The sequence below is a fragment of the Streptomyces sp. NPDC046122 genome (assembly GCF_056429965.1).
The window spans coordinates 584,043-608,979 of sequence record NZ_JBWKLQ010000001.1; the positions used below are offsets into that span (position 1 = coordinate 584,043).

A 24,937-nucleotide genomic window follows, 5' to 3' on the forward strand; every position below is an offset into this window, starting at 1 on the left:
CTCCCCATCGTGCCGTACGGCACCGACATCGCGGAATAGCGCTTTCGACCGGCTGTGCGAGCCCCCGGTATGGAGAGTCCTACATGCGGCCCCTCGCCTTGCGCACCCGGCGTACCAGCGCGGCCGTGCCCAGCAGTGCGACCGTGGCGCCCGCGGCGCCCGCCGCCGTGGCATCCTTGCGGCCCAGACGGCGGCCCGCCACGGTGTGCCGGCCGGCGACCTCCTCGAGCAGTTCGCCCAGTACCTCCTCATTGGTCCACTGCGGCCGCCAGCCCGCGGCGTGCAGCCGGCTCACGCTCACCACCCACGGGTGCATCGTGTACGCCAGGTCTCCGGCCGGGGACGGCGTGAGGCCGATCCGGTGCAGCCGGGCCGCGGCGCCCAGAGCGACCGCGGAGGGCAGCTCCATGCGGCGGATGCCGCTCAGCTCCTCGACCTCCTCCTGTTCCAGCCAGCCGTCGCAGCCGACGGCCAGCTCGCCGTCGACCTTCTCCAGCGCGGCGTACTCCAGCGCGGTGACCAGGTCCTCGACGTGGCAGAACTGCCAGGTGGGACGCGACCCCGCGACAACCAGGAGGCGGGGCGACTCGAAGTACCGGGTGAGGGCGGTGTCCGTGCCGCCGACGAGGACGGCGGGGCGGACCACGGTGACGTTCAGGCCGGGGTGCGCGCGGGGCGCCCGGCGGCCGAGGCGTTCGATCTCCAGGAGGTCGCCGACACCGGCGGCCTCCGCGGTGGCGCGCAGCTCCGCGTCCTCGGACAGCGGGATGTCGTTGTCGGGCAGGGCGCCGTAGACCATCGCCGAGGTGCACAGCACGACGCGGTGGACACCGGCGGCCGCGGCGGCCGTGAGCACCGTCTGGGTGCCCCGCACGTTGTAGGCCGTACGGGCTGCCGGGTCCGACTCCAGGTCGAGGTCGAGGGCGAGGTGCACCACGACGTCCGCGCCGCGGAGCTTCTCCGCGATGGCGGGGTCGCGTACGTCCAGGATGTGCCACTGCGCCTCGGCGACGTCGCCGCGGCGCTCGTCGATCGCCACGACCTGTTTGATCTCCTCGGACGCGGCCAGGCGCCGGGTGAGCAGCGCTCCGATGCCCGTGGCGGCGCCCGTGACCGCAACGACGGGGCCGCGGCCGGTCGGGGCCGAGTCGTTTCGCCTCTGGCGAACTTCGGGGCTCTGCGATGCGCGAACCTGCGGATCTGGGGAACTCACCAGGCGTCTCCAGCGGTTGTCTTCAGTACGTACACGCGTTGGCGCGTACGGACCAGGTGGCGTCCATCCTGCCGCAGGCAGAGTCCTGGCGGAGCACCCAGCCCTTCTCGGGCTCCGGTGTCTACGCTGGGTGGTGATGTCGGGCAGCTGCCGCCGGCCGGAGCCGGCGGCCTTACGAGCCGAGGAAACCCGTGAGTGACACCCCATTCGGATTCGGCCTTCCGCCGGAGGAGCCGGAGGACGGCGACGATGGCAAGAAGAAGGGCAGCCAGGGCGGTGGCCAGGGTGGCCAGGGTCCGGCGAACCCGTTCAGCGGGTTCGGTCTGCCGGGCGGCTCGGGCGGCGCGGGCGGGGACAATCCGTTCGCCGCGATGTTCGGTTCGCTGAACCCGAACGACCTGGGCGCGGCCTTCCAGCAGCTCGGGCAGATGCTCAGCTACGAGGGCGGTCCCGTGAACTGGGACATGGCCAAGGACATCGCCCGCCAGACGGTCGCGCAGGGCACCGCCGACGGCTCCAAGGACTCCAGCGTGAGCCCGGGCGAGCGGTCCGCGGTCGAGGAGGCGGTGCGTCTCGCCGATCTGTGGCTGGACGGCGTGACCTCGCTGCCTTCCGGTGCGGCCACCTCGGTGGCGTGGAGCCGCGCGGAGTGGGTCGAGGCGACCCTGCCCGCGTGGAAGCAGCTGGTGGACCCGGTCGCCGAGCGCGTCGGCGCGGCCATGGGCGACGTGCTGCCCGAGGAGATGCAGGCCATGGCGGGCCCGCTGCTCGGGATGATGCGGTCCATGGGCGGCGCGATGTTCGGCCAGCAGATCGGGCAGGCCGTGGGCGTGCTGGCCGGTGAGGTGGTCGGCTCGACCGACGTCGGGCTGCCGCTGGGCCCGGCGGGCAAGGCCGCGCTGCTGCCGCTGAACGTCGAGGCGTTCGGCAAGGACCTCGGCGTCGAGAAGAACGAGGTCCGGCTGTACCTGGCGCTGCGCGAGGCCGCCCACCAGCGGCTCTTCGCCCACGTGCCGTGGCTGCGTTCGCACCTGTTCGGCGCGGTCGAGGGTTACGCGCGCGGCATCGAGGTCGACACCTCGAAGCTGGAGGACGTGGTCGGCCAGCTCGACCCGTCGCACCCGGAGCAGCTCCAGGAGGCGCTCCAGCAGGGCATGTTCCAGCCGGAGGACACCCCGGCGCAGAAGGCGGCGCTGGCCCGTCTGGAGACGGCGCTCGCGCTGGTCGAGGGCTGGGTGGACGCCGTCGTGCACGAGGCGGCCAAGCCGCGGCTCGCGTCGGCGGACGCGCTGCGGGAGACGCTGCGCAGGCGCCGGGCCTCCGGTGGCCCGGCCGAGCAGACCTTCGCCACGCTCATCGGCCTGGAACTGCGTCCCCGTCGGCTGCGGGACGCGGCGCGGCTGTGGGCCTCGCTCACGGACGCGCGCGGCCTGGACGGGCGCGACGCGCTGTGGGAGCACCCGGACATGCTGCCGACAGCCGACGACCTGGATGATCCGGACGGGTTCGTGCACCGCGAGCAGATGGACTTCTCCGAGCTCGACAAGATGCTGGGCGAGGCGGCCGGCGGCGGCACGCGCAAGCCGGACCTGACCAAGGACGCCACCGACGCCAAGGACGCCGAGGGCACGGACGGCGATCGGAACGACGGCGCAGAGGGCGACAGCGACAAGTGAGCCTGCACGACGACGCGGTCCTCGTACTGGAGAAGTACGAGGACCAGGAAGAACTGCGCCGTGCGTACCTCGGTCACCTGTCGGCGCACCCCGACGGGATGTGGAAGGCCTGCGAGGCCGGGCACATCACGGCGAGCGCGCTCGTCGTCGATCCGGAGCGCGGGCGGGTGCTGCTGACGCTGCACAGGAAGCTGAACATGTGGCTCCAGATGGGCGGCCACTGCGAGCCCGGTGACGCGACGCTGAGCGGGGCCGCGCTGCGCGAGGCCACGGAGGAGTCCGGCATCGCGGGCCTGACGCTGCTGCCCGTCGGCCCGGTGCGGCTGGACCGGCATCCGATCCCCGCGCCCTGCAACTGGCACCTGGACGTGCAGTATGCGGCGCTGGCGCCGGGCGGCGCGGTCGAGGCGATCAGCGAGGAGTCCCTGGATTTGCGCTGGTTCGCGTACGACGAGGTGGCGGGGGTGGCCGACGCGTCGGTCGTACGACTGGTGGAACGCACCCGCGCGGCGCTGTAACCGGCGTACGCGCGGAGGCGGGTAAGGGGCGGGCTCCCAAGAGCCCGCCCCTTACCTGTGCCCTCAGGACGGTCAGTTCCAGGCGTTGTTCTGGTTCTGGGCGCGGGCGCCCTGCTGGCCCACGCCGAACTGCGCGGCGACGCCCTGTCCCAGCTGCGCGTCCTGCGGCGGCATGACCTCGCTGGGCTGCACCAGGGCGAAGCCCTGGCCGAGGAAGCTGAGTTCCCAGCCCTCGCCGGTGTTGCCGCGCCGGCGGCGCACGTTGGACGAGTGCGTCTGGGCCTGCATCTGCACCCGCAGGGAGCTGGACCAGGCGACGATCGCGTCGGCGTCGGCGTTGACGTACTTGTCCGGGGTGACCTGGAGCATCAGGGGCTGCCCCGAGGTCATCAGCGCGACCTTGCCCTGCCCCGTGATGTTCAGCTGGTACTTGCCCGTGCCGGAGATGCCGTACTGGCTGTCCACGGCGATGACCTCGGTGTGCAGCGCCGAGTCCAGCGCCAGGACGTAGGCGCTGTCCACGGTCATGCCCTCGCGGTCGACGTCCACGAGGTGGACGTACTGCGCGAGGTTGGCGAGGTAGACGGTGCCCTGCCCGGAGCAGCGCATCAGGTCGAGGCCCTCACCGGTGCCGGCGCGGGCGCGCCGCTGGCCCTGCGACTGGTACTCGCCGTCGAAGTCGATCAGCCCCTGGTACGCGACCATGGCGCCCTTGCGCGCGAGGATGTCGTCATGGCCGGTCAGCGAGACCCGCAGGAGCTGCGGGTTCTGCACGGCGTACCGGTCCTGGGACTGCTGCTCGGTGTGACTGAAAAGCGGGCTCTGCATGGTGTGTTCTCGCTCCCCCTCAGCCCCGGACCCGCAGGCGGTCGGTGCTGTCCTCGCTCGGCTGTACGACGACGATTCCCTCGCCGGAGAAGGCCATCTGGTACGCCTCTCCGCTGCCCCGCCCGACGAGGGCGGAGGCCTTGAAGCTGCGCTTGCCCTTCACCTTGAGGTTCGGTGACCAGGCGACGAGCGCGTCGGGGTCGACGTACGTCTCGTCCTCGCCGCGACCGCACTCGACGACGATCGGCGTGCCGCGCGAGGTCAGGGCGACCCATCCGGTGCCCGCGATCTCCACGTTCCACAGGCCCTGTCCGGCGAACTTCGCCATGCCCTTGACCTTCTCCACGCCCCACTGAAGGTGCGCGTCGAAGGCGAGCACGTTGCTGCCGTTGACCGAGAGCGAGTCGTTGTTGAGGTTGATGACGACGACGTCCGCGCCGTAGTCGGCGAGGTAGAGCAGGCCGTCGCCGCTGCACTTCATGACGGGCGCGCCCTCACCGGTGACCCACTGGGACGCGACCTGGCGTACGGCGGGCGGGTTGGGCTCGTACTGGATGAAGCCCTCGTACGCCACCATGGAGCCGGTGCGCGCGTAGAGGTCCTGGCCGGTGGCCATGGCGACCTTGAGCATCGCGCGCCCGTGGTTCTCCATGCGTGCCGCGATCGGGGTCGGGGCGAAGCCCGCGAGTTGCTGATTCATGACGGGCTCCCTCAGACCTCGTAGGGCTGGACGACGATGAAGTTTCCGGGCGCTCCCCGGAACTGCAGGTTGACGGTCTCTCCGCTGTGGCCCGGGTAGGCGTTGCGGCGCAGGCGCACCTGGCTGGAGAGGATCACCTGGGACGCCGAGGACCACGCGACGACGGCGTTGGCGTCGGCGAACGTGGTCGGCGTGACCGGCAGGACGACCGGGACGCCGTGCGTCTTCACGACGACCGTGCCCGTTCCCTGGAACTGCATGGTGAACAGGCCGCCGCCGGGGATGCCGTGGCCCTCGATGCGGCGGACCTCGTACTGGAGCGACTCGTCGAACGCGAGCACGTTCTCGGCGGAGACGCAGATACCGTCGCCCTGGAGCTCGATGGGGTGCAGGTGCGCGCCGTTCTCCGCGAGGAAGACCTGGCCGCGTCCGGAGCAGCGCATGAGCTGCATCTCCTGGCCGGTCGCGTTACCGACGATGCGGCCGGTGAAGCCCGCGCCCTTGTGACTGAAGTCCACCTTGCCCTGGTACATCACCATGCTGCCCTGACGGGCGAGGATCGGCGTACCGCCCATGCCCAGTTCCACGCGCATGAGCTGCTGGTTCTGCGGGGTCCAGCGCTGCCCGGTGGCTGCCTCGCGGTACGGCTGGAGGGCCGCCTTGAGGCCGCCGCCGCCCTGCGGGACGCCCTGGGGAACGCCCTGGGGCATCCCCGGCGGCATGCCCTGGGGCTGGCCGTACGGGGCAGGCTGACCGTAACCGGCCGGGGGCGGGACCTGGCCGGGCAGCTGGCCCGGGACCTGTCCGAACTGCGGCTGCTGGGGCGGCTGGCCGTACGGCGACTGCGGAGCCTGCGGCGCGAAGCCGGCCTGGGGCGGCACGGGCATCGGCGCGGCGACCGTCGGCGTCGCGTGCATCTGCGGCGCCGGTTGCTGGTGCGGCGGCTGCTGGGCCGGCGGCGCGAAGCCCTGCGCGGGGGCCGGGGCGGGTGCGGGCGCCGGCGGGGCGGTGGGTGCGCCGAAGGACGGCGCGGGCTGGGCGGCCTGGGGAGGCGGGGCGAAGGAGGGCGCCGCGGCCTGCGGCTGCGCGGCCGGCTGCTCCTCGGCGACCTCGCCGCCGAAGTTCTTCAGCAGGGCGTCGAGCCCGCCGTCGAAGCCCTGGCCGACCGCGGCGAAGCGCCACACGTCCTTGAGGTAGAAGTCGCCGAGCATCACCGCGCGCTCGGTGGTGAACTCCGAGCCGGTGAAGGCGTAGCGGACGACCTCTTCACCACCCGCGACGATTCGGATGTACCCGGGGCCCACCTGCGACATCTGCCCCGCGCCGTCGATCGTCGCGGTGAAGGAGAGCCGGTGGATGTTCGCCGGGACGCGGTCCAGCGTGACGCGGAACGACTCGGTGTCACCGGACTGCGCTCCGAGCAGCTGAATGGACTCCTCGGGCGACTTCGGCTGGTTGAAGAAGATGAAATACCGGTCGTCCGAGAGCTGCTCATTGGCGTCGAGCCCGAAACAGCTGATGTCGAAGGTGAGTCCGGGTGCCGCGATCTGCACGCCTACGTACAGATCCGTACCCGCTGTGAGGTCACTGATTTTGGCCTTGTGGCCGCGTTGGAATTCCCTGGCCATGCGTAACGACCGTCCCCCATCCCGAGGTGAATGCGTCGCGTCAGGCTAACCCGCGAACGGGCACATCCGGCCAGGCCGGTACACACTCGGTACACAATCACCGTGCGTCACTCGGTGCGGGCGCTCACTCGGTGCGGGCGCCTACTCGGGGCGGGCGCCCGGAAGGTGCGGCAGCCGCTCGGCGGCGACCACTCCTTCGAGGTAACCACGGGCGCGCTCGGTGCGGGGGTACGCCTCCAGGAGCTGCCAGAAGCGCGGTCCGTGGCCGGGGACGAGCAGGTGGGCGAGCTCGTGGACGAGCACGTAGTCGACGACGTACTCGGGCATGCCCTGGAGGCGGTGCGAGAGCCGGATGCTGCCCTCGGCCGGAGTGCACGATCCCCAGCGGGTGTTCTGGTTCGTCACCCAGCGCACGGAGGCGGGGCGTGCTCTGCCGTCGAAATACTGGGCGGACAGCCGGTGGGCCCGCTCGGCCAGTTCGGCGTCCCCGAAGACGCGCTTGCTCTCCTGGGCGGCGAGCTTGTCGAGCATCACCGTCACCCAGCGCTGCTCCTCGGCCTCGGACATGCGGGCGGGGATGAGGACGATCGTGCGGTCGCCCTCGCGGTACGCGGAGACCGTCCTGCTGCGGCGGGCACTTCGGCGGACCTCTACAGCGCTCGACCGGGAGCCGCGTGGCGGCTGGCTTGTCGCGCGGTGCAGAGGGTCGACGGGCACGCCACGACGTTACCCGCTGTCCCTGGCGGAAGTCCCACCTCCGGATGGTTCGCGCGCGATCCACTCGCCGGCGCGGCAGGCGAACGACTCGTACGACTCGTACGACTAATACACAGCACCTGTGGACAACTTTCGCCCCCCTCTGACGCTGCCGTGCATTCTGAGACCGGAGACGGACGGGACTAGGGGGCGGCGTTATGCATCCGATGGTGAAGCCCGCGCTGCGGCGCGCATGGCGGGACCGGCAGACCGTGCAATTCGGCATGACGTCCGCACACGCGGTGACCGTGGGCCCGGTGGACACGGCGACGGGCAGCTTCCTCGCGCTGCTCGACGGGACGCGCGGCCTCCCACTGCTGCGGGAGGAGGCACGGGGGATGGGTCTGCCCGACGGACGGGTGGACGAACTGGTGGCGAGACTGACGGCGGCGGGGCTGATCGACGACGCGACGGCGGGCGGCCCGGAGGCGGACGCGCTGCGGGCGCGCACCGAGACGTTCGACCGGGTTCGCCCGGATCTGGCGTCCCTCTCCGTCGTGCACTGCGAACCGGGCGGCGCGGCACGGCGCCTGGCGGCACGGCGCTCGATGCGGGTCCAGGTGCGGGGCGCGGGGCGGGTCGGCGCGACGATCGCGTCAGTGCTCGCCGCCGGGGGCGTGGGACGGGTCGAGGTGCTCGACGGCGGGTCCACGGAGCCCTGGGACGTCGCCCCGGGCGGGCTGAGCGCGGAGTCGGTGGGCACGTGGCGGGACGTGGCGGCGCGGCAACTGGTGCGACGGGCGGCGCCCGGCCGTCCTCCGCGGGCGGCGGAGAGCATCGGAGCGGCGGGGCCCTCGGCCGCGGGTGAGCCGGGTCTTTCGCTGGTGATCGTGGCGCCGCGGGACGGGACCGCCGCGTATGCGCCCGATCCCGTCGCCGCCGAGCCGTGGCTGCTTTCGGGGACGCCCCATCTCTATGCGGGGGTCGCGGAGGCGACCGGGGTGGTGGGGCCGCTGGTGCTGCCGGGCGGGAGCGCGTGCGCGCAGTGCATGGCGCTGGCGCGGGCGGACCGGGATCCGGAGTGGTTGCGCATGCTGGCGCAGTGGCGCTCCGGGCGCGGCGGGCCGGTACCGGCGTGCGACGTCGGTCTGGCGTCCACGGTGGCGGGGCTGGCCGCGGCGCACGCCCTGTCCTTCCTGGACGGTGAACTGCCCGCGACGACGGGGGTCCGCTGGGAGATCTCCCAGCCGCTCCTGGACTGGCGGCTGGAGCCGGTGTCGCCGCACCGCGACTGCTCCTGCGGCGCCGGGCGGTCTCGGGGGGAGGGTGGGAAGACTCACGCGGAGTGCGCCTCGGGTGCCGGGGAGCCACAGGACACAATGGCCGGGTGACCGTCGCAGGCGGCCACGGGTGTCTGGGATTTGGAGGGGCGCATGTCTGATCTTCCCCGGAAGGCGGTCACCCGTACCGCCAAGCTGGCAGCACTGCCACTGGGCTTCGCCGGCCGCGCCACCTGGGGCCTGGGCAAGAGAATCGGTGGCAAGTCGGCGGAGATAGTGACCCGCGAGCTGCAACAGCGGACGGCAGACCAGTTGTTCAAGGTCCTCGGCGAGCTGAAGGGGGGCGCGATGAAGCTGGGCCAGGCCCTGTCGGTGTTCGAGTCGGCCCTTCCCGAAGAGGTCGCCGGGCCGTACCGGGCGGCGCTGACGAAGCTCCAGGAGGCCGCGCCGCCGATGCCGACGCGCACGGTCCACGCGGTGCTGGAGGAGCGGCTCGGGGCCCAATGGCGCGAGCTGTTCCTGGAGTTCGCGGACAAGCCGTCGGCTGCGGCTTCGATCGGCCAGGTGCACCGGGCCGTGTGGCACGACGGGCGCGAGGTGGCCGTCAAGGTGCAGTACCCGGGCGCCGGAGAGGCTCTGCTATCCGACCTGAACCAGCTCAGCCGCTTCGCCAGGCTGCTCGGCCCGTTGGTGCCGGGGATGGACATCAAGCCGCTCATCACCGAGCTGCGCGACCGGGTGTCGGAGGAGCTGGACTACGAACTGGAGGCAGCGGCCCAGCGGCAGCACGCGGAGCGGTTCGCCGACGACCCGGACGTGGTGGTGCCCGGTGTGGTGCACCAGAGCGACCAGGTGCTGGTGACCGAGTGGATCGACGGCATCCCGATGGCGGACGTGATCGCCGACGGCACGCCGGAGCAGCGGGACAGGGCGGGGCAGTTGCTGGCCCGATTCCTCTTCTCGGGGCCGGCCCGGACCGGCCTGCTCCACGCGGACCCCCACCCGGGCAACTTCCGGCTCCTCCCGGCAGACCCCGCGCGCACTGCGGACGGGGACGACGGGGAGGACGGCGGCGAGGCCGGCCAGGACGGCGCGGCAGGCCAATGGCGGCTCGGGGTGCTGGACTTCGGCACCGTGGACCGGCTGCCCGGCGGGCTGCCCGCGACGATCGGCGCCTCTCTGCGGATGACGATCGACGGTGAGGCCGACGCGGTGTACGAGCTGCTCCGCGAGGAGGGCTTCGTGAAGGATTCGATCGCCCTCGACCCCGAAGCGGTGCTGGAGTACCTGCTGCCGATCATCGAGCCGGCACAGGTCGAGGAATTCACGTTCACCCGCAGCTGGATACGCCAGCAGGCGGCGCGGATCGCTGATGTCCGTTCCCCCGCGCACCAGTTGGGCAAGCAGCTCAATCTGCCGCCGGCCTACCTGCTGATCCACCGGGTGACCCTGAGCACCATCGGAGTGCTCTGCCAGTTGGGCGCGACCGTACGGCTGCGGCAGGAACTGGAGGAGTGGCTGCCCGGGTTCCTCGCCGAAGAGGGCGAAGAAGGCGTAGAGGACGCAGAGATCGCGGAGGCCGGGGCGGACGAGGAGGACGGGGCTGTGGCCGGGGCGTGAACCGGGCGTTCACCACCAGGGCGAGTCGAGCCTGCCCTCGATCGCCCTGAGGTTGGCGCGCGCGCAGTCGTCGCAGAAGTAGTGGCGACGGCCGTTCTCCACCGAGCAGGTCCAGGTCGGCGGGGTGCTCTCGGCAGGCTTTCCGCAACGGGAGCACACAACGGCCTCGTCACCCGGCCCGGCGGGCTCCCCGGTCTGGGCGGGCTCCCCGGTCTGGGCGGGCTCAGCGTGCTTCGCGGGCCGGACGGGCTCGGCGGGCTGATCGGAAGGACTCGGCACTCCGTGACGATATCCCCGACGGGCTGTTGGGAGGCGGTACAACGCACCGCGGGGGCCGGTCCGTGCGGACCGGCCCCCGCGAAGAGCTCGTTGCTGCCATGGCCTGCTGTGCGCCTGCCTGTTACTGCATGACCGCCATGGCCAGAGCGCGGCGGGCACGCAGTGAGACGCGCTCGGCGCGGCGCTGCATCCGCCGGGCGGCGACCAGGCGCACGGCCTGGTGTTCCGCCTCGGCTTCCCGTCGGCGTTCTTGCATATGGGCACGGGCCAGAGCTTCTGGGATGAGTTGCATCTCGCGGTTCCTGTTCTGACGCGAGTCGTTCGCGCCGCTGATGGTGACGTCGTGGGTAGCGGAGCCGAACGGCTCGCTGGGGGAAGAGGTCATCGGGGCCTGCTTCTTGGGATCGTGCGTATGGGGTCGGTCGATGGTTCCGGTGACGTTCATGCCGAGACCGGGTTCTTGCGCGGGCGGCCACGCGGCCGCTTGCGAGCGACGACGACACCCTGGACGAACAGCTCTCCGCCCCAGACGCCCCAAGGCTCGCGGCGCTCCTTGGCACCGGCGAGGCACGCCTCGACCAGCGGGCAGGTGCGGCAGAGCGACTTGGCGTACTCGACATCGGCCGGGGACTCGGCGAAGAAGACTTCCGGGTCGTACGAGCGGCAGGGGACGGGCACGCCGAGGTTCTCGATGGCGTCGTCGAGCGCGGTGAGCGCGGTGAGCGGGGCGAGGGAAGTCGGGGCAGTCAAGGCTGAGTCCTCCGTGAGACCGGGCGGGGTGATCGTTTGGGAAGGCGGTACGGACGGGGCGTGCGTATCGAGTTGCACGGTGGTTGTTTCCTCGTCGAGTCGTTCCGGCCGGTCGGCCGGGTGGCGGTTGCTGTCCCGAGGCCCCTCCGTTCTGCGTTTCCCGTTCGGGAAAAACAGAAGGGCCGCGGATCCCTGGTGGGGTTCCGCGGCCCTGGAGGCGCCTGCCTGATTCTGATCAGGCTGGATCACTCCAGGGTTCGAGCCCACGGAAGGCCCACATCGTGTGGTGCTGCGTCGTCTGCTTCTTGGCTCCGGCACCGGCTGCCGCAAAGGCGTAGGCCCTCGCCTGTGCCGTCGCTACTGCTGCTTCCGGTGCCTCGGTCGGTCGCTCATTGCGCGCCAGGACAGCCAGGCCCGCAAGGGACGCCAGACGGACGGCGGGAATGCCGGACAGACCGGTGCCAGGGAGCGAGAGGCCGAGCGGGCAGGGGGCGACGACCGAGCGATCGGTCATTTTGGTGAAGTTCATGAAGCTGGTCACTGGGCTCGCCTCCTCTCGGCGTCTCGGGGACCTGATGGCGCGAGGCCCGGTCCCTACGTATTCGGATAAGTACAGCACGGAATCAGGGCTTCAGAGAAGTCGCTGTTCCCGTGGTTAAGAACCTATGGGGATCTGCGGGGCATGCGCAAACTATTTTTCCGACGAGTTTGAATCAGTCTTCCTCGTCGGCCCTCTCAAGCTCCTGACCTGCACAGAGAGCCAGCACATCGGCCCCAAAACGCTCCAGCTTCCGCGCGCCGACCCCCGGGATGACGGCCAGTTCTCCCGCCTCGCCCGGAGCGGCCTCGGCGATGGCCATCAGCGTCTTGTCGGTGAAGACGCAGTACGCCGGCTGGCCCAGCTCCCGCGCCCGGTCCGCCCGCCAGTCGCGCAGGCGTTCGTACAGCCCCTCGTCCATGTCGGACGGGCAGTCCTCGCACCGCATCAGCTTCACCTCGCCGGCGTCGGTGAGGGTCTTCCCGCACACCCGGCACAGTGCCGAGCTCCGGCGCCTGCGCTTGGCGGCGCCGGCCGCGGCGCCGCCGGTGCCGCCAGGGCCGCGCGGAGCGCCCGCTCCACGGCTGCCCGAAGCCGGGGAACCCGGGCGCAGCCCGTTCAGGAAGCGGCTCGGGCGGCGCGAGGCCCTGCCGCCCGGGGAACGGGACAGTGCCCAGGACAGACCGAGGTGCAGGCGAGCGCGGGTGACTCCCACGTACAGGAGGCGTCGTTCTTCCTCGACCTGCTCGTCGGTCTTGGCGTAGGTGATCGGCATCATGCCCTCGGTGAGGCCGACCAGGAACACGGCGTCCCACTCCAGGCCCTTCGCGGAGTGCAGCGAGGCGAGGGTGACGCCCTGGACGGTCGGCGCGTGCTGGGCGGCGGCGCGCTCGTCGAGCTCGGTCACGAGGTCGGAGAGTGTCGCGGCGGGCCTGGCCTTAGCGAAGTCCTCGGCGAGACGGACCAGAGCGGCCAGTGACTCCCACTGGTCACGGACGGCGCCCGAGCCGGCCGGGGGCTGGGTGCTCCAGCCGCTGCCGCTGAGGACGGCGCGGGTCTGGGAGGGCAGGTCGACCACGTCGTCGAGCAGCGGGTCGTTGTTCCCGAACCGGGCGGCGCTGCGCAGGCCGTTGATCGCCTTGCGCACTTCCTGGCGCTCGAAGAACCGCTCCGCGCCCCGCAGCTGGTAGGGCACCCCCGCGTCGGCCAGGGCCTGTTCGTAGACCTCCGACTGGGCGTTGATGCGGTAAAGCACGGCGATCTCGCCGGCCGGGACTCCGGCGGCGACGAGGTCCCGGATGCGGCGGGCGGTGCCCTCTGCCTCGGCGGGCTCGTCGGCGTACTCGGTGTAGACCGGCTCGGGGCCCGCCTCCCGCTGGGAGACCAGTTCCAGCCGGTGCTCGGCGGCGCGGCCGCGGGCCTGGCCGAGCAGCCCGTTGGCCAGGTGCACGACCTGGGGCGTCGACCGGTAGTCGCGCACCAGCTTCACGACCGTCGCAGCCGGGTGCTTGGTGCGGAAGTCGAGCAGGTAATCGGGGGTGGCGCCGGTGAAGGAGTAGATCGTCTGGCTGGCGTCGCCGACGACGCACAGGTTCGGCCGGTCGCCCAGCCACAGTTCGAGCAGCCGCTGCTGGAGCGGGCTGACGTCCTGGTATTCGTCCACCACGAAGTGCTGGTACTGGCTGCGCACGTGGTCGGCGATGTCGTCACGGTCCTGGAGGATGCCGACGGTGAGCAGCAGCACGTCCTCGAAGTCGATCATGGCTCGGTCGCGCTTGAGCTGTTCGTACATCGCGTAGATCTGGGAGATCTCGGCCGCGTCGCGCGGAGTGTCCCGGCCGGCCTTGGCCGCCGCGGCCGGGTAGTCGCCGGGGACGGTCTGGGTGACCTTCGCCCACTCGATCTCGCCCGTCACGTCCCGCAGCTCGTTGCGGTCGAGGCGGACGCGGCAGCGCGCCGCCGCCTCGGCCACCAGCTGGATCTTTCGCTCGACGAGCCGGGGGAGGTCGCCACCGACTGCTTTCGGCCAGAAGTACTGCAGCTGGCGCAGCGCGGCGGAGTGGAAGGTCCGGGCCTGGACGCCGCCCGCGCCGAGCTGGCGGAGCCGCCCGCGCATCTCCCCCGCTGCCCGGTTGGTGAACGTGACGGCCAGCACACTGGCGGGCTGGAGAATTCCGGCGCGCACGCCGAACGCGATGCGGTGCGTGATGGCGCGCGTCTTGCCGGTGCCGGCCCCCGCCAGAACGCACACCGGACCGTGCAGGGCCTCCGCGACCTGGCGCTGCTCGGGGTCGAGCCCTTCGAGCACCGCGTCCGCCGACTCGGGGACCTGCGGGAAAAGAGAGGAGTGCGTTGCTGCTGTCACACAGCCATGCTCCCAGGTCGGGAGAGATGGGCGGTGCCGTTGTCCACAGGGGCAGGGAGCCAGTAGTACCGGAGGGAGCCAGTAGTACCGGTGCGGGAATGGCCTCGCCGTCGCGTACGTTCAGCTTCTGGGATTACGGACCCCCAGCCGAGCAAAGGAGCGCCGAGGACATGCAGGGCACTGTGACGATGTACAGCACCACGTGGTGCGGCTACTGCCGTCGGCTCAAGAGCCAGATGGACCGCGAGGGCATCGCGTACAACGAGATCAACATCGAGCAGGACCCGGAGTCCGCGGCGTTCGTCGAGAAGGCCAATGGCGGAAACCAGACGGTCCCGACCGTGCTCGTGATCCCCCACCAGGGCGAGCAGTCGGTCATGACCAACCCCAGCCTCGCGCAGGTCAAGCAGGCACTGGGCGTCTGAGGTCCACCGTGCGGCCGGACGCCGTACGGGCCGCGAACACATGTCGAGGGCCCCCGCACACGGTGCGGGGGCCCTCGACGTGCTCGTTCTACGGGTTCAGCGGCTTCGGCAGGGGCTTGCCGTACCAGAGCTCCACCAGGCGGGCGGCGATCGAGATGCCCGACGGGGGGAGGATCTCGCCGCTCTCGATGGCGCCGCGCAGGTCGTCCCTGGAGAACCAGCGCGCCTCCTCGATCTCCTCGCCGTCCACGTTGATCTCCGACGACGTGGCACGCGCCATGAAGCCCAGCATCAGGCTGGACGGGAAGGGCCACGGCTGGCTGGCGACGTACTCGACCCGGCCGACGGTGACGCCCGCCTCCTCGAAGACCTCACGCGCCACCGACTCCTCGATCGTCTCGCCGGGCTCCACGAAGCCCGCGAGGGTCGAGAACCGGCCTTCCGGCCAGTGCACCTGACGGCCGAGGAGCGCCCGGTCCTCCTCGTCGGTGACCAGCATGATCACGGCCGGGTCGGTGCGCGGGTAGTGCTCGGCGCCGCACGCCTGGCAGCGGCGGATGTGCCCGGCCGCCGCGATGACGGTGCGCTCGCCGCAGCGCGAGCAGAAACGGTGGAGCCGCTGCCAGTTCTCCAGGGCGACGGCGTGGACCATCAGGCCCGCGTCGCGCGGGTCGAGCAGGAGCCCCGCCTCGCGCAGGCCGGCGGGGCGCGCGGACTGGTCCATGCGGCCCGGCAGGGAGTCCTTCTGGAGCGCGAAGTAGCTGACGCCCTCCTCGTCCGTACCGAGGAAGTAGCGGTGCGTCTCGGTGACCGGGGCCTCGAAGGCCGGGGTCATCACCAGCTCGGTGCGCCCGTCCGGGGTGTCGTCGATCAGCGCCTGCCCGCCGGAGACCACGAAGACGCGGGTGGTGGGGTGGCTCCAGGCGGCGGCCAGCCACGCCTCGTCGAGGCGGTGGTGCGCGGCGCGGTCGATGCCGCTCGGGGCGGTGAGCCCGATGGGCGGGTCCTGGACGCCGGCCTTCCCGGCGGCGCCGAGCGCGCTGTCCGTGCTGACTGTGTCCGCCGTGGTGCCGGTGGGCGCCGGGGTGCCGGTGGGCACCGGGGTGCCGGTGGTCGCCGTGGTCGCCGTGCTGTCCGCGGTCGGTGCCGTGTGGTCGGTCGAGGTGCTCACAGGTGCTTCCAACTCCCCCTGGTGTATTCGGACGGTCTTGAGGTTCAGGAGGCGCGCCAGTGCGCCGCGAGGTCGCCCCACAGGTAGGCGGTGGTTTCGACGCCCTTGAGCAACAGGTCGAGCTCGACCTTCTCATTGGGCGAGTGCCAGCCGTCGGACGGTACCGAGACTCCCAGGAAGAGCACCGGCGCACCGAGCACGTCCTGAAGGTCGGCGGCGGGTCCCGAGCCCCCCTCGCGCGTGAAGAGGATCTCCTGGCCGAAAGCACGGCCCATGGCCCGTACGACGGACTGGAGGGCGGGGTGGTCGAGCGGCGTCAGGCACGGGCGGGTGGCGGCGCCGAACGTGATCTCGTGGCGGATGCCGGCCGGGACGCGTGACGCGACCCAGTCGGCGACGGCGCGCTCGATCTTCTCCGGCTCCTGGCCGGCGACCAGGCGGAACGACAGCTTCAGATGCGCGGAGGACGGCACGATGGTCTTCCCGCCGGGGCCCTGGTAGCCGCCGCCGATGCCGTTGACCTCGGCGGTCGGACGGGCCCAGACGCGCTCCAGGGTGGTGTGGCCCGCCTCGCCGAGAGTGGCCCGCGACTTGGCCGTACGCAGCCACGCGGCCTCGTCGAAGGGCAGCTCGGCGAAGAGTGCGCGCTCGCGGTCCGTGAGCTCGACGATGCCGTCGTAGAAGCCGGGGACCGTGACGTGCTCGTTCTCGTCGTGGAGCGCGGCGACGAGGCGGGCGGCGACGGTGGCCGGGTTGGGGACGGCGCCGCCGAAGGATCCCGAGTGGATGTCCTGGTCGGGGCCGTACAGGTCGATCTCGCAGTCGGCCACGCCCCGCATGCCGGTGCAGACGGTCGGGGTGTCCTCGGACCACATGCCGGTGTCGGAGACGATCACCGCGTCGGCGGCGAGGCGCTCCGCGTGCTCCTCGACGAGGGCGCGGAAGTGCGGCGATCCGGACTCCTCCTCACCCTCGACGAGCAGCTTCAGGTTGACGGCGGGGGCGGTGCGGCCGGTGGCGGCGAGGTGGGCCCGTACGCCGAGGGTGTGGAAGAACACCTGTCCCTTGTCGTCGGCGGCGCCGCGGGCGTAGAGCCGGCCGTCGACGATCTCCGGCTCGAAGGGGTCGGTGTGCCAGCCGTCCTCGCGGGCGGCGGGCTGCACGTCGTGGTGCCCGTAGACGAGCACGGTGGGGGCGGCCGGGTCGCCGCTGGGCCACTCGGCGAAGACCGCCGGGGCGCCCGCGGTCGGCCAGATCTCGGCGACCGGGAATCCGGTCTCCCTGAGCTTCCCGGCGAGCCATTCGGCGCTGCGCCGTACGTCGGCGGCGTGGTCCGGCTGGGCCGACACGGACGGGATGCGCAGCCACTCGGCGAGGTCGCCGAGGAAGGAAGCACGGTGCGTGTCTATGTACGTGCGGACGACGCTGTCCGGGGTGTCGCTCATGGCCCCGAGCCTATCCGGCCCCCGGACCCGGCTCGTCCAGGAGGATGCGCTCCAGCTCGGCACGGCCAGGGAGGCGGGCGGGACGTGCGACTTCTCCGGTGCGTACGTAGAGGAACGCGGCACCGACGGATTCGAGGGGCAGGTCGTACTGCTCCGCCCACGCGAGGCGGTAGACGGCGAGCTGGAGGGGGTCGGCGGCGCGGGTGCGGCTGGTCTTCCAGTCGACGATCTCGAACGCGCCGGTCTCCTCGTCGCGGTACACGGCGTCTATACGGCCCCGGACGACGCGGCCCGCAAGGGTGAGGTGGAAGGGGGCCTCGACGCGGTACGGGGTGCGGCGGGCGTACGGGGTGCGGTCGAACGCCTCCTTGAGCGCGGCCAGGTCGCGCTCGTCCGCGATCTCGGCCTCCGTCTCGTCGCCGCCGGGCAGCTCGTCCGGGCCGAGCATGGGCAGCGGCAGCTCCTCGAAACGCGACTCCACCCAGGCGTGGAACCGGGTCCCGCGCCGGGCGGCGGGCTGGGGCGGGCGCGGCATGGGCCGGGCGAGCTCCTGGGCGAAGCCGTCGGGGTCGGCGGCGAGGCGCAGGAGCTGCGACGCGGTGAGGGACGGCGGCACCGCGACGTCGCGCGTGGTGGACCGCGCACGGCGCAGCTCGCCGGCGAGGGCGTCGAGATCCCGGTCCCAGGAGGCGACGGCGCGGGCCTCCTCGGGGGTGAGTCCTTCCGGCGCCTCCGCGCGGGGGCGGGGCGCACGGAGCCGGGGGTCCGCCGTGCGCCGCGAGACGGCGGCCCCGGGCGACTCCGGTGACGAGGTGCCGGGCGGCGGGTCCGCGGGGTGCGGGCGGGCGCGTACGGCGTCGTGGTGCGGCGCGGGCGGTACGGCGCTCGCGTGCCCGGCGCCGTCGGCCGGCTCCGCCCGCGCGTGCGTCCGGGCGCCGGGTACGGCGCCGGGCGGGAGGGAGACCCGCTGCCGGGCGCCCTCGTCCGCCGGTTCCCGGGCCTCTTCGTCACGCTTGTCGAGCCGAGGCTCGGCATGGTCGTGTGCATCGGCGCCGGTCGTGGTGCGGGCTGTGACCTCGTCGCGCCGGCCCGTCGCGGAGGCGGCGCTGCGCGCGGCGCCGTTCTCCGTCCCGGCCAAGGGGTACGTCCCGGCCAGGGGGTACGCCCCGCTGCCGGTCTCGGGCTCCGCTCCGGGGTGTGCCTGCGTCCCGGGCGCCGGGTCCGCGTCGACGGGAGTTTCCACGGCCGGGGTGACGTACGGGAGGGGTGCCGGACGTTCCGTGAGCAGGGCGTCCCAGTCGGCCGGCGGCGCGTCGTGGTCCGGTTCGATGCCGGCATCGAAATCCGGCTCGAAGTCGTGCTGGAAATCCGGCTCGAACTCCGGCTCCATCGGCTCGTCGAAGCCGGCGGGCGGCTCCCCCACCGCCTCCGCCTCGTCGGCCCGTGCCGTCGCCAGGCTTCTCAGGTGGGCCATGACCGTCTCCGCCGCCCGGCGGCGCCGGGCCAACGACTCCGGGTCCAGCGGCAGCGGCCAGGCGCGGTCCGTCGCCGCCTCGCGCAGGGACGGGTTCTCCTCGTCCGCCGCCGGCTCGTCCGCCCACGCCTCGATCTCGCCGAATCCGGCCGCGCAGTGGTCGTACAGCGCCCGCAGGAAGCCGGAGGGGCCGCGCGGCTTCTTCTGGGTCGGGCCCCACCAGTGCCCCGAGCCCAGCAGCAGCGAACGGGGGCGGGTGAACGTGACGTACCCCAGGCGCAGTTCCTCGGTGTGCTGGTGGGCCTTCATCGCGTCCTTGAATGCCTTGACGCCCTTGGCGTCCCAGTCGTCGACGTCCGGCAGCGTCTTCGCGTCGCCGCGCAGCGCGTGCGGGAGGACCTTCGCCTGGGAGGTCCACGCGTCGCGCGACTGCTCGCTGGGGAAGTGGCCGGTGACCAGGCCCGGCACCGCCACGACGTCCCACTCCAGCCCTTTGGACTTGTGGGCGGTGAGGACCTTGACGGTGTTCTCACCGCCGGGCAGGGCGTTGTCCAGGCCCTTCTCGTACTGGGCGGCGGTCCGCAGGAAGGCGAGGAAGGCCAGCAGGCTCGCCTCGCCGTCGAGCACGGCGAATCCCGCCGCGACGTCCAGGAAGTTGCTCAGCGTCTCGCGCCGGCGGGCAGCCAGGGCGTGCGGCGAGGCGGACAGTTCCACTTCGAGGCCCGTCGTCGCGAGCACCCGGTGCAGGACGTCCATCAGCGGGTCCGCGAGCGAGCGCCGCAGGTCCCGCAGTTCGGCCGCGAGGCGGGCGAAACGGACCCGGGCGTCCGCCGAGAAGGGCAGGCCGTCGTCCGGTCCGCCGCCGGACTCCAGGAACGTGTCGAGCGCGTCCGCCAGGGAGACGACCTCCGCCGGGTCCACTCCCTCGACCGCCTCGGCCAGCCTGCCGTCGGGGTCGGCGTCGGGGTCGGCGCCCCGCTCGCGGTGCACGAGCAGGCGGGCGCGGCGTCCGAGCAGCGCCAGGTCGCGCGGGCCGATGCGCCAGCGCGGTCCGGTGAGGATCCGTACGAGCGAGGCGTTGGCGCCGGGGTCCTGGAGGACTTCACAGACGGCGACCAGGTCCGCGACCTCCGGGAGGTGGAGCAGGCCGGAGAGACCGACCACCTCGACCGGTACGTCGCGGTCCACGAGCGCGCCCTGGATCTCCGCGAAGTCACCCGCCGTACGGCACAGGACGGCGATCTCGCCCGGCTCCTTTCCCGTACGGACGAGGTGGGCAACCGAGTCGGCCAGCCACGCGATCTCCTCCCCGTGGGTGGGCAGCAGGGCGCAGCGGACGATGCCGTCGCGCTCGGCGCCGGGGGCCGGGCGCAGGGCCTCCACGCCCTCGTGCATGGCACGCAGGGGGACGGCCAGGCCGTTGGCCAGGTCGAGGAGGCGGCCGCCGCTGCGGCGGTTCTCGCTGAGCGAGTAGCGGGCGGCGGGGCTCCCGTCGGCGTACGGGAAGTGCGCCGGGAAGTCGTCGAGGTTGGCGACGGACGCGCCGCGCCAGCCGTAGATCGCCTGGCAGGGGTCGCCGACCGCCGTCACCGCGTGCCCGGTGCCGCCGCCGAACAGTCCGGACAGGAGCAGGCGCTGGGCGACGGACGTGTCCTGGTACTCGTCCAGCAGGACCACCCGGAACTCGTCGCGCAGAATCCGGCCGGCCTCCTCGCTGGTGAGCGCGAGTTCGGCGGAGAGCGCGATCTGGTCACCGAAGTCGAGGAGGTCGCGGCTGCGCTTGGCCTCGCGGTAGCGGGCGGTGAGGTCGAGGAGTTCGAGGCGGCCGGCGGCGGCCTCGGGGATCTTGCGCAGGTCGGCGTTGGAGAGCTTGACGGACGCGAGGGTGTGCAGCAGCGCGGTGTCGTACGCCGCGAGGCGGGCCGGCTTCACCAAGTGCTCGGCCAGCTCGGCGTCCAGTGCGAGCAGGTCGCTGACCAGCGACGGGAACGACTTCGTGAGCGCCGGGTACGGTCCCGGCGCCTCCCGCAGCACCCGCGCGGCGAGCTGGTAGCGGGTGGCGTCGGCGAGGAGGCGGGCGGTCGGTTCGACGCCGATGCGCAGCCCGTGCTCGGCGAGGAGCTGCCCGGCGAAGGCGTGGTACGTCGAGATCCGGGGTTCGCCGGGAGGATTGTCGGGGTCGATGAGGTCGGGGTCGGTCACCCCGGCGCGCACCAGCGCCTTGCGGACGCGCTCGGCCAGCTCACCGGCCGCCTTGTTGGTGAAGGTGAGCCCGAGCACCTGCTCGGGCGCGACCTGCCCGGTGCCAACCAGCCACACCACGCGCGCGGCCATGACCGTCGTCTTGCCCGAACCGGCTCCGGCCACGATGACCTGCGGGGCAGGCGGTGCGGTGATGCACGCCATCTGCTCCGGGGTGAACGGGATGCCGAGGAGCTCTTTGAGCTCCTCGGGGTCGGTGATTCGGGCTGACACCCCAGAGAGGCTATCCGCCCCCACCGACAACCACGTTCCGTGAGCGCGGGGCTACGCGGTCGCCGGGCCGGCCCGGCGTCCACGTCGCGTGGCCCACCGGCTACTCGACGACGTGGCGTCCTTCCGGCTGCGCGCTGCACGAGGCGCGGAACGCGCAGTGGGTGCAGTGCTGGCCGGTCGCCGGGCTGAAGCGTTCGTCGAGCACCCGCCCGGCGGCGGTGGCGAGGAGATCTCCGACCCACTCCCCCGCCAGCGGCTCCTGCGCCTGGATCTTGGGGAGCGCGTCGCCGCCGTCCTTCTTGGCGGCCGCCTGCCGCAGCTGCACGAGTTCGGCGCCGCCGGGCTGGGGGCGCGTTCCCCCGAACGCCTCGTCGACGGCTCCTTCCCGTACGGCGAGCTGGTAGACGGCGAGCTGCGGGTGGCGGGCCACCTCGTCGCGCGTGGGGGCCGCCTTGCCCGTCTTGAAGTCGACGACGTAGGCGCGGCCCTCGGCGTCCGTCTCCACGCGGTCCATGGAGCCGCGGATGCGCACCTCGTACTCACCGCCGGCCTCCAGGGTCACGTCGAAGTCGTGCTCGGTGGCCACCGGGGTGCGGCCGCCGCGGTCCATGACGTGCCACTGGAGGAAGCGTTCGAGCGCCACGCGCGCGTGCTCCTTCTCCTGCTGCGACTTCCAGGGGGCGTCGAAGGCCAGGGCGTCCCAGACGGAGTCCAGGCGTTCCATGAGTACCGCGAGATCGGCGGGCGTACGGCCCGACGCGACCTCGTCGGCGAGGACGTGCACGACGTTGCCGAAGCCCTGGGCGGCGGTCGCGGGAGCGTCCGCCTTGACCTCGCGTCCGAGGAACCACTGGAGGGAGCACGTGTTCGCGAGCTGGTCGAGTGCGCTTCCCGAGAGCGCCACGGGCTGGTCGCGGTCGCGCAGGGGGACGGCGCTGTGCGTCGGGTCGTACAGGCCCCACCAGCGGTACGGGTGCGCCGAGGGGACCAGCGGCTGGCCGTCCTCGTCCGCGAGCGCGGCCAGCCGTGCCAGGCGGCGGGCGGCGGCGTCGCGCAGGGCGGGGGTCGCCGCCGGGTCGACCGTGGTGGCGCGCAGTTCGGCCACCAGGGCCGCTACGGCGAGGGGGCGCCGGGGCCGCCCCGTGACGTCCCTGGGCTCGACGCCGAGCTCGTTGAGGAAGCGGGAGGGCTGGTCGCCGTCGTCGGCGGGCGCCTTGACGGCGGTGACGACCAGACGCTCGCGGGCGCGGGTGGCGGCGACGTAGAACAGGCGGCGTTCCTCGGCGAGGAGGGCGCCGGGGGTGAGGGGCTCGGCGAGCCCGTCGCGGCCGATCCTGTCCGCTTCGAGGAGGGAACCCCGGCGGCGCAGGTCCGGCCACAGCCCTTCCTGCACGCCGGCCACGACGACGAGCCGCCACTCCAGCCCCTTCGACCGGTGCGCGGTCATCAGGCGTACGGCGTCGGGGCGTACGGCCCGCTTGCCGAGGGTGTCGGCGGCGATGTCCTGGGCGTCGAGCTCCTCCAGGAAGTTGAGTGCGCCCCGGCCGCCGGAGCGTTCCTCGGCGCGGGCCGCGGTGTCGAAGAGCGCGCACACGGCGTCGAGGTCGCGGTCGGCGTTGCGGCCGGCCGCGCCGCCGCGCAGAGCGGCGCGTTCGAGGCGCCCGGGCCAGGAGGTGCCGTCCCACAGCTCCCACAGCGCCTCCTCGGCGGTGCCGCCCGCTTCGAGGAGGGTGCGCGCCTTGCGCAGGAGCGCGCCGAGTCGCTGGGCGCCGCGGGCGTACGCCGGGTCGTGCGCGGCCAGGCGCTCCGGTTCGGCCAGGGCGCGCGCGAGCAGCTCGTCGGAGGGCGGCGGCAGCCGGTTCCCGGCGGCGCGCTCCTCGTCGCGCAGGGCGCGGCCGAGACGGCGGAGGTCGGCGGTGTCCATACCGGCGAGCGGCGAGGCGAGCAGCTCGGCGGCGACCTCGGTACTGAGCCAGGTGGTGATGGAGGGCGGGGTGCGGCTCCCGTCGGACGCGGCGTCCTGGCGGCCGTCGGCGGACGTGCTGTGCTCGTTCCCGCCGTCGGCGGACGTGCTGTGCTCGTTCCCGCCGTCGGCGGACGTGATGTTCTCAGCCCCTCCCTCACCGGCGTCGGCGTCCTGGCGGCCGTGGCCGGACTCGACGTGCTCGTCCCCGTCCTCAGCGGCGTCCGCCCCGGCGGCGGTCGGCACGGCATCGGCGTCCGCCCCGCCGCCGGTCGCCCTGCCGGCGGTGCCGGCCGGTGCGGCCACCGCTGCTTCGGCCACCGCCCGCAGGGCCGTCAGGAGCGGGGTCACGGCCGGCTCGTGGCGCAGGGCCAGGTCGTCGCCGTCGATCTCCAGGGGGACGCCCGCGGAGGTGAGGGCCCGTCGTACGGCGGGGATCGTACGACCGCCCGCCCGGACCAGTACCGCCATCTCGTTCCACGGCACGCCCTCCTCCAGGTGGGCGCGGCGCAGGATGTCCGCGATGTTGTCGAGCTCGGTGCCCGCCGTCGGGTACGTGTAGACCTCCGCGCGGCCCCCTTCGCGTACCGGGACCAGCTCCCTGTGCGCCCGCACCTTCTCGGCCGGCAGGCGCGTCAGGGGCATGCGGCGGGTGAGCAGACGGGTGGCCTCCAGGAGGCCGGCTCCCGAGCGGCGGGAGGTCGTCAGCACCTCCACCGGGGAAGGGCTTCCGTCCGTTCCCCGGAACGTGTCCGGGAAGTCGAGGATGCCGCCGACGTCCGCTCCCCGGAACGCGTAGATCGACTGGTCGGGGTCGCCGAAGGCCACCAGGGTGCGGCCGGAACCGGCCAGCGCCCGCAGGAGGCGGACCTGCGCGGGATCGGTGTCCTGGTACTCGTCCACGAAGACCGCGTCGTACCGCGCGCTCAGCCGGCCGGTCAGTTCCGCCTGCTCGGCGAGCAGCACCGCGCGGTGGACCAGCTCGGCGTAGTCGAGAACGCCCTGCATGTCGAGTACGTCGAGGTACTCGGCCAGGAAGGCCGCCGCGGCCTTCCAGTCGGGCCGCCCGGTACGGGCCGCGAACGCTCCCAGGGAGTCGGGTCCGAGCCCCAGCTCGCGGCTGCGCGCCAGGACCGCGCGCACCTCGTCGGCGAAGCCGCGCGTAGTGAGGCAGGCCCTCAGTTCGTCCGGCCAGTGGACGGGGGCGGGCCGGCCCTCACGCTCCAGGTCGACGTGGCCCGCGAGCAGGTCGCGTACGGCGACGTCCTGCTCGGGGCCGGACAGCAGGCGCAGCGGTTCGCTGAAGAGGTCGCTGTCCTGGTGCGCGCGGACCAGGGCGTAGCAGAAGGAGTGGAAGGTGGTCGCCTGCGGCCCGTACGCGCCGCCGAGCCGCAGCGCCATCCGGTCGCGCAGTTCCACGGCCGCCTTGCGGCTGAAGGTGAGCACCAGGACGCGCTCCGGGTCGGCCCCCTTGGCGACGCGCGCGGCGACCGCCTCCACCAGGGTCGTCGTCTTGCCGGTGCCCGGTCCGGCGAGGACGAGCAGCGGCCCGCCGGCGTGGTCAACCACGGCGCGCTGTCGTGCGTCCAGAAGAGGAGGGTCCACCGGGCCCGGCCGGGTACGCACCAGTCGGTACGCGCCCGGAGTCCGCTGCCGTGCCTGGAGGTGCGGCGGATTCCAGGCGGAACCCGCGGTGCCGGAGACACCTGCGGTATCCGGGGTACCCGGGGGAAGGGAGGAGCTCACGTGGATCGCCGGTCCTGGTGGGTGTACGGGGTGACTTGCCGCCTGGCGCGGGGCGCGGTGCCCGCGGGACGGACGGTGGGCGCGTGCCGCGTCCGCACGACGCTACGCCAGTGGACGCCCGGGACGCAGCGGCTCCGCCTTCTGTCC

The 24,937-nt window shown here is 72.8% G+C and carries 19 protein-coding genes; 5 read left to right on the forward strand and 14 right to left on the reverse strand.

All coding sequences use genetic code 11. The annotated features are described in order from the left end of the window. Positions 1 to 79: 79 nt before the first annotated feature. Positions 80 to 1,213, reverse strand: a complete 1,134-nt coding sequence (locus AC07FK_RS02590; RefSeq protein WP_479101825.1) for an SDR family oxidoreductase — start codon at positions 1,211 to 1,213, stop codon at positions 80 to 82. A gap of 191 nt (positions 1,214 to 1,404) precedes the next feature. Between AC07FK_RS02590 and AC07FK_RS02595 the strand changes: the two genes are divergently transcribed. Both AC07FK_RS02595 and AC07FK_RS02600 read left to right on the forward strand, forming a co-directional pair. Then, positions 1,405 to 2,889 (forward strand): zinc-dependent metalloprotease, encoded by a 1,485-nt coding sequence (locus AC07FK_RS02595; protein WP_479101826.1) that lies wholly within the window; start codon positions 1,405 to 1,407, stop codon positions 2,887 to 2,889. After that, the gene (locus AC07FK_RS02600) at positions 2,886 to 3,407 is read left to right on the forward strand and encodes an NUDIX hydrolase (protein ID WP_479101828.1); all 522 of its coding nucleotides are present in this window, start codon (positions 2,886 to 2,888) and stop codon (positions 3,405 to 3,407) included. The genes AC07FK_RS02595 and AC07FK_RS02600 overlap by 4 nt, the downstream gene beginning before the upstream one ends. A 72-nt stretch (positions 3,408 to 3,479) precedes the next feature. Here the strand turns inward: AC07FK_RS02600 and AC07FK_RS02605 are convergent, their stop codons facing one another. The 4 genes from AC07FK_RS02605 to AC07FK_RS02620 form a co-directional block, all read right to left on the reverse strand. After that, positions 3,480 to 4,235, reverse strand: a complete 756-nt coding sequence (locus AC07FK_RS02605) for an AIM24 family protein (RefSeq protein WP_479101829.1) — start codon at positions 4,233 to 4,235, stop codon at positions 3,480 to 3,482. A 19-nt stretch (positions 4,236 to 4,254) separates the two neighbouring features. Then, positions 4,255 to 4,935: an AIM24 family protein gene (locus AC07FK_RS02610; RefSeq protein WP_479101830.1), complete on the reverse strand. Its 681-nt coding sequence runs from the start codon at positions 4,933 to 4,935 to the stop codon at positions 4,255 to 4,257. 11 nt (positions 4,936 to 4,946) lie between these two features. Further along, positions 4,947 to 6,563 (reverse strand): TerD family protein, encoded by a 1,617-nt coding sequence (locus AC07FK_RS02615; RefSeq protein ID WP_479101832.1) that lies wholly within the window; start codon positions 6,561 to 6,563, stop codon positions 4,947 to 4,949. A 141-nt stretch (positions 6,564 to 6,704) separates the two neighbouring features. After that, on the reverse strand, positions 6,705 to 7,280 hold the full coding sequence (locus AC07FK_RS02620; protein ID WP_479101834.1) for a M48 metallopeptidase family protein: 576 nt from the start codon (positions 7,278 to 7,280) through the stop codon (positions 6,705 to 6,707). 197 nt (positions 7,281 to 7,477) lie between these two features. Here AC07FK_RS02620 and AC07FK_RS02625 point away from each other — a divergent pair, with 197 nt between their 5' ends. Further along, positions 7,478 to 8,650 carry a ThiF family adenylyltransferase gene (locus AC07FK_RS02625; protein ID WP_479101835.1) on the forward strand — a complete coding sequence of 391 codons (1,173 nt, stop codon included), beginning with the start codon at positions 7,478 to 7,480 and terminating at the stop codon, positions 8,648 to 8,650. 42 nt (positions 8,651 to 8,692) lie between these two features. After that, the gene (locus AC07FK_RS02630) at positions 8,693 to 10,159 is read left to right on the forward strand and encodes an ABC1 kinase family protein (protein WP_479101837.1); all 1,467 of its coding nucleotides are present in this window, start codon (positions 8,693 to 8,695) and stop codon (positions 10,157 to 10,159) included. Positions 10,160 to 10,168: 9 nt separating this feature from the next. On the opposite strand, the gene AC07FK_RS02635 is transcribed toward AC07FK_RS02630, so the two are convergent. The 5 genes from AC07FK_RS02635 to AC07FK_RS02655 all read right to left on the reverse strand — a co-directional run bounded on the left by AC07FK_RS02635 (position 10,169) and on the right by AC07FK_RS02655 (position 14,091). Continuing rightward, positions 10,169 to 10,438: a hypothetical protein gene (locus AC07FK_RS02635; RefSeq protein ID WP_479102598.1), complete on the reverse strand. Its 270-nt coding sequence runs from the start codon at positions 10,436 to 10,438 to the stop codon at positions 10,169 to 10,171. Between the two features lie 121 nt (positions 10,439 to 10,559). Next, complete coding sequence (locus tag AC07FK_RS02640) at positions 10,560 to 10,883, reverse strand: hypothetical protein (protein WP_479101839.1); 324 nt, start codon at positions 10,881 to 10,883, stop codon at positions 10,560 to 10,562. Continuing rightward, on the reverse strand, positions 10,880 to 11,266 hold the full coding sequence (locus tag AC07FK_RS02645; RefSeq protein WP_479101841.1) for a WhiB family transcriptional regulator: 387 nt from the start codon (positions 11,264 to 11,266) through the stop codon (positions 10,880 to 10,882). The genes AC07FK_RS02640 and AC07FK_RS02645 overlap by 4 nt, the downstream gene beginning before the upstream one ends. A 157-nt stretch (positions 11,267 to 11,423) precedes the next feature. Then, positions 11,424 to 11,717 (reverse strand): hypothetical protein, encoded by a 294-nt coding sequence (locus tag AC07FK_RS02650; protein ID WP_479102553.1) that lies wholly within the window; start codon positions 11,715 to 11,717, stop codon positions 11,424 to 11,426. A gap of 184 nt (positions 11,718 to 11,901) precedes the next feature. Then, positions 11,902 to 14,091, reverse strand: a complete 2,190-nt coding sequence (locus tag AC07FK_RS02655; RefSeq protein WP_479101843.1) for an ATP-dependent DNA helicase UvrD2 — start codon at positions 14,089 to 14,091, stop codon at positions 11,902 to 11,904. Positions 14,092 to 14,261: 170 nt separating this feature from the next. Here AC07FK_RS02655 and AC07FK_RS02660 point away from each other — a divergent pair, with 170 nt between their 5' ends. Continuing rightward, positions 14,262 to 14,516: a mycoredoxin gene (locus AC07FK_RS02660; protein WP_138897847.1), complete on the forward strand. Its 255-nt coding sequence runs from the start codon at positions 14,262 to 14,264 to the stop codon at positions 14,514 to 14,516. Positions 14,517 to 14,604: 88 nt separating this feature from the next. Here AC07FK_RS02660 and nudC read toward each other — a convergent pair whose 3' ends face one another. The 4 genes from nudC to AC07FK_RS02680 form a co-directional block, all read right to left on the reverse strand. Further along, positions 14,605 to 15,513 carry an NAD(+) diphosphatase gene (gene nudC, locus AC07FK_RS02665; RefSeq protein WP_479102555.1) on the reverse strand — a complete coding sequence of 303 codons (909 nt, stop codon included), beginning with the start codon at positions 15,511 to 15,513 and terminating at the stop codon, positions 14,605 to 14,607. A gap of 218 nt (positions 15,514 to 15,731) precedes the next feature. Further along, positions 15,732 to 17,132, reverse strand: coding sequence for a dipeptidase (locus AC07FK_RS02670; RefSeq protein WP_479101845.1), 1,401 nt, complete (start codon positions 17,130 to 17,132; stop codon positions 15,732 to 15,734). Between the two features lie 10 nt (positions 17,133 to 17,142). Continuing rightward, positions 17,143 to 21,081 (reverse strand): UvrD-helicase domain-containing protein, encoded by a 3,939-nt coding sequence (locus AC07FK_RS02675; protein ID WP_479101847.1) that lies wholly within the window; start codon positions 21,079 to 21,081, stop codon positions 17,143 to 17,145. Between the two features lie 100 nt (positions 21,082 to 21,181). Next, a complete protein-coding gene (locus AC07FK_RS02680; protein ID WP_479101849.1) occupies positions 21,182 to 24,670 on the reverse strand; it encodes an ATP-dependent helicase in 3,489 nt (1,162 codons plus the stop codon). Positions 24,671 to 24,937 lie beyond the last annotated feature (267 nt).

Coding starts and splice junctions, on each gene's coding strand:
- AC07FK_RS02605 (WP_479101829.1), bottom strand. CDS start 4,235: ATGCAGAGCCCGCTTTTCAGTCACACCGAGCAGCAGTCCCAGGACCGG.
- AC07FK_RS02610 (WP_479101830.1), bottom strand. CDS start 4,935: ATGAATCAGCAACTCGCGGGCTTCGCCCCGACCCCGATCGCGGCACGC.
- AC07FK_RS02615 (WP_479101832.1), bottom strand. CDS start 6,563: ATGGCCAGGGAATTCCAACGCGGCCACAAGGCCAAAATCAGTGACCTC.
- AC07FK_RS02625 (WP_479101835.1), top strand. CDS start 7,478: ATGCATCCGATGGTGAAGCCCGCGCTGCGGCGCGCATGGCGGGACCGG.
- AC07FK_RS02630 (WP_479101837.1), top strand. CDS start 8,693: ATGTCTGATCTTCCCCGGAAGGCGGTCACCCGTACCGCCAAGCTGGCA.
- AC07FK_RS02640 (WP_479101839.1), bottom strand. CDS start 10,883: ATGAACGTCACCGGAACCATCGACCGACCCCATACGCACGATCCCAAG.
- AC07FK_RS02650 (WP_479102553.1), bottom strand. CDS start 11,717: ATGAACTTCACCAAAATGACCGATCGCTCGGTCGTCGCCCCCTGCCCG.
- AC07FK_RS02660 (WP_138897847.1), top strand. CDS start 14,262: ATGCAGGGCACTGTGACGATGTACAGCACCACGTGGTGCGGCTACTGC.
- AC07FK_RS02670 (WP_479101845.1), bottom strand. CDS start 17,132: ATGAGCGACACCCCGGACAGCGTCGTCCGCACGTACATAGACACGCAC.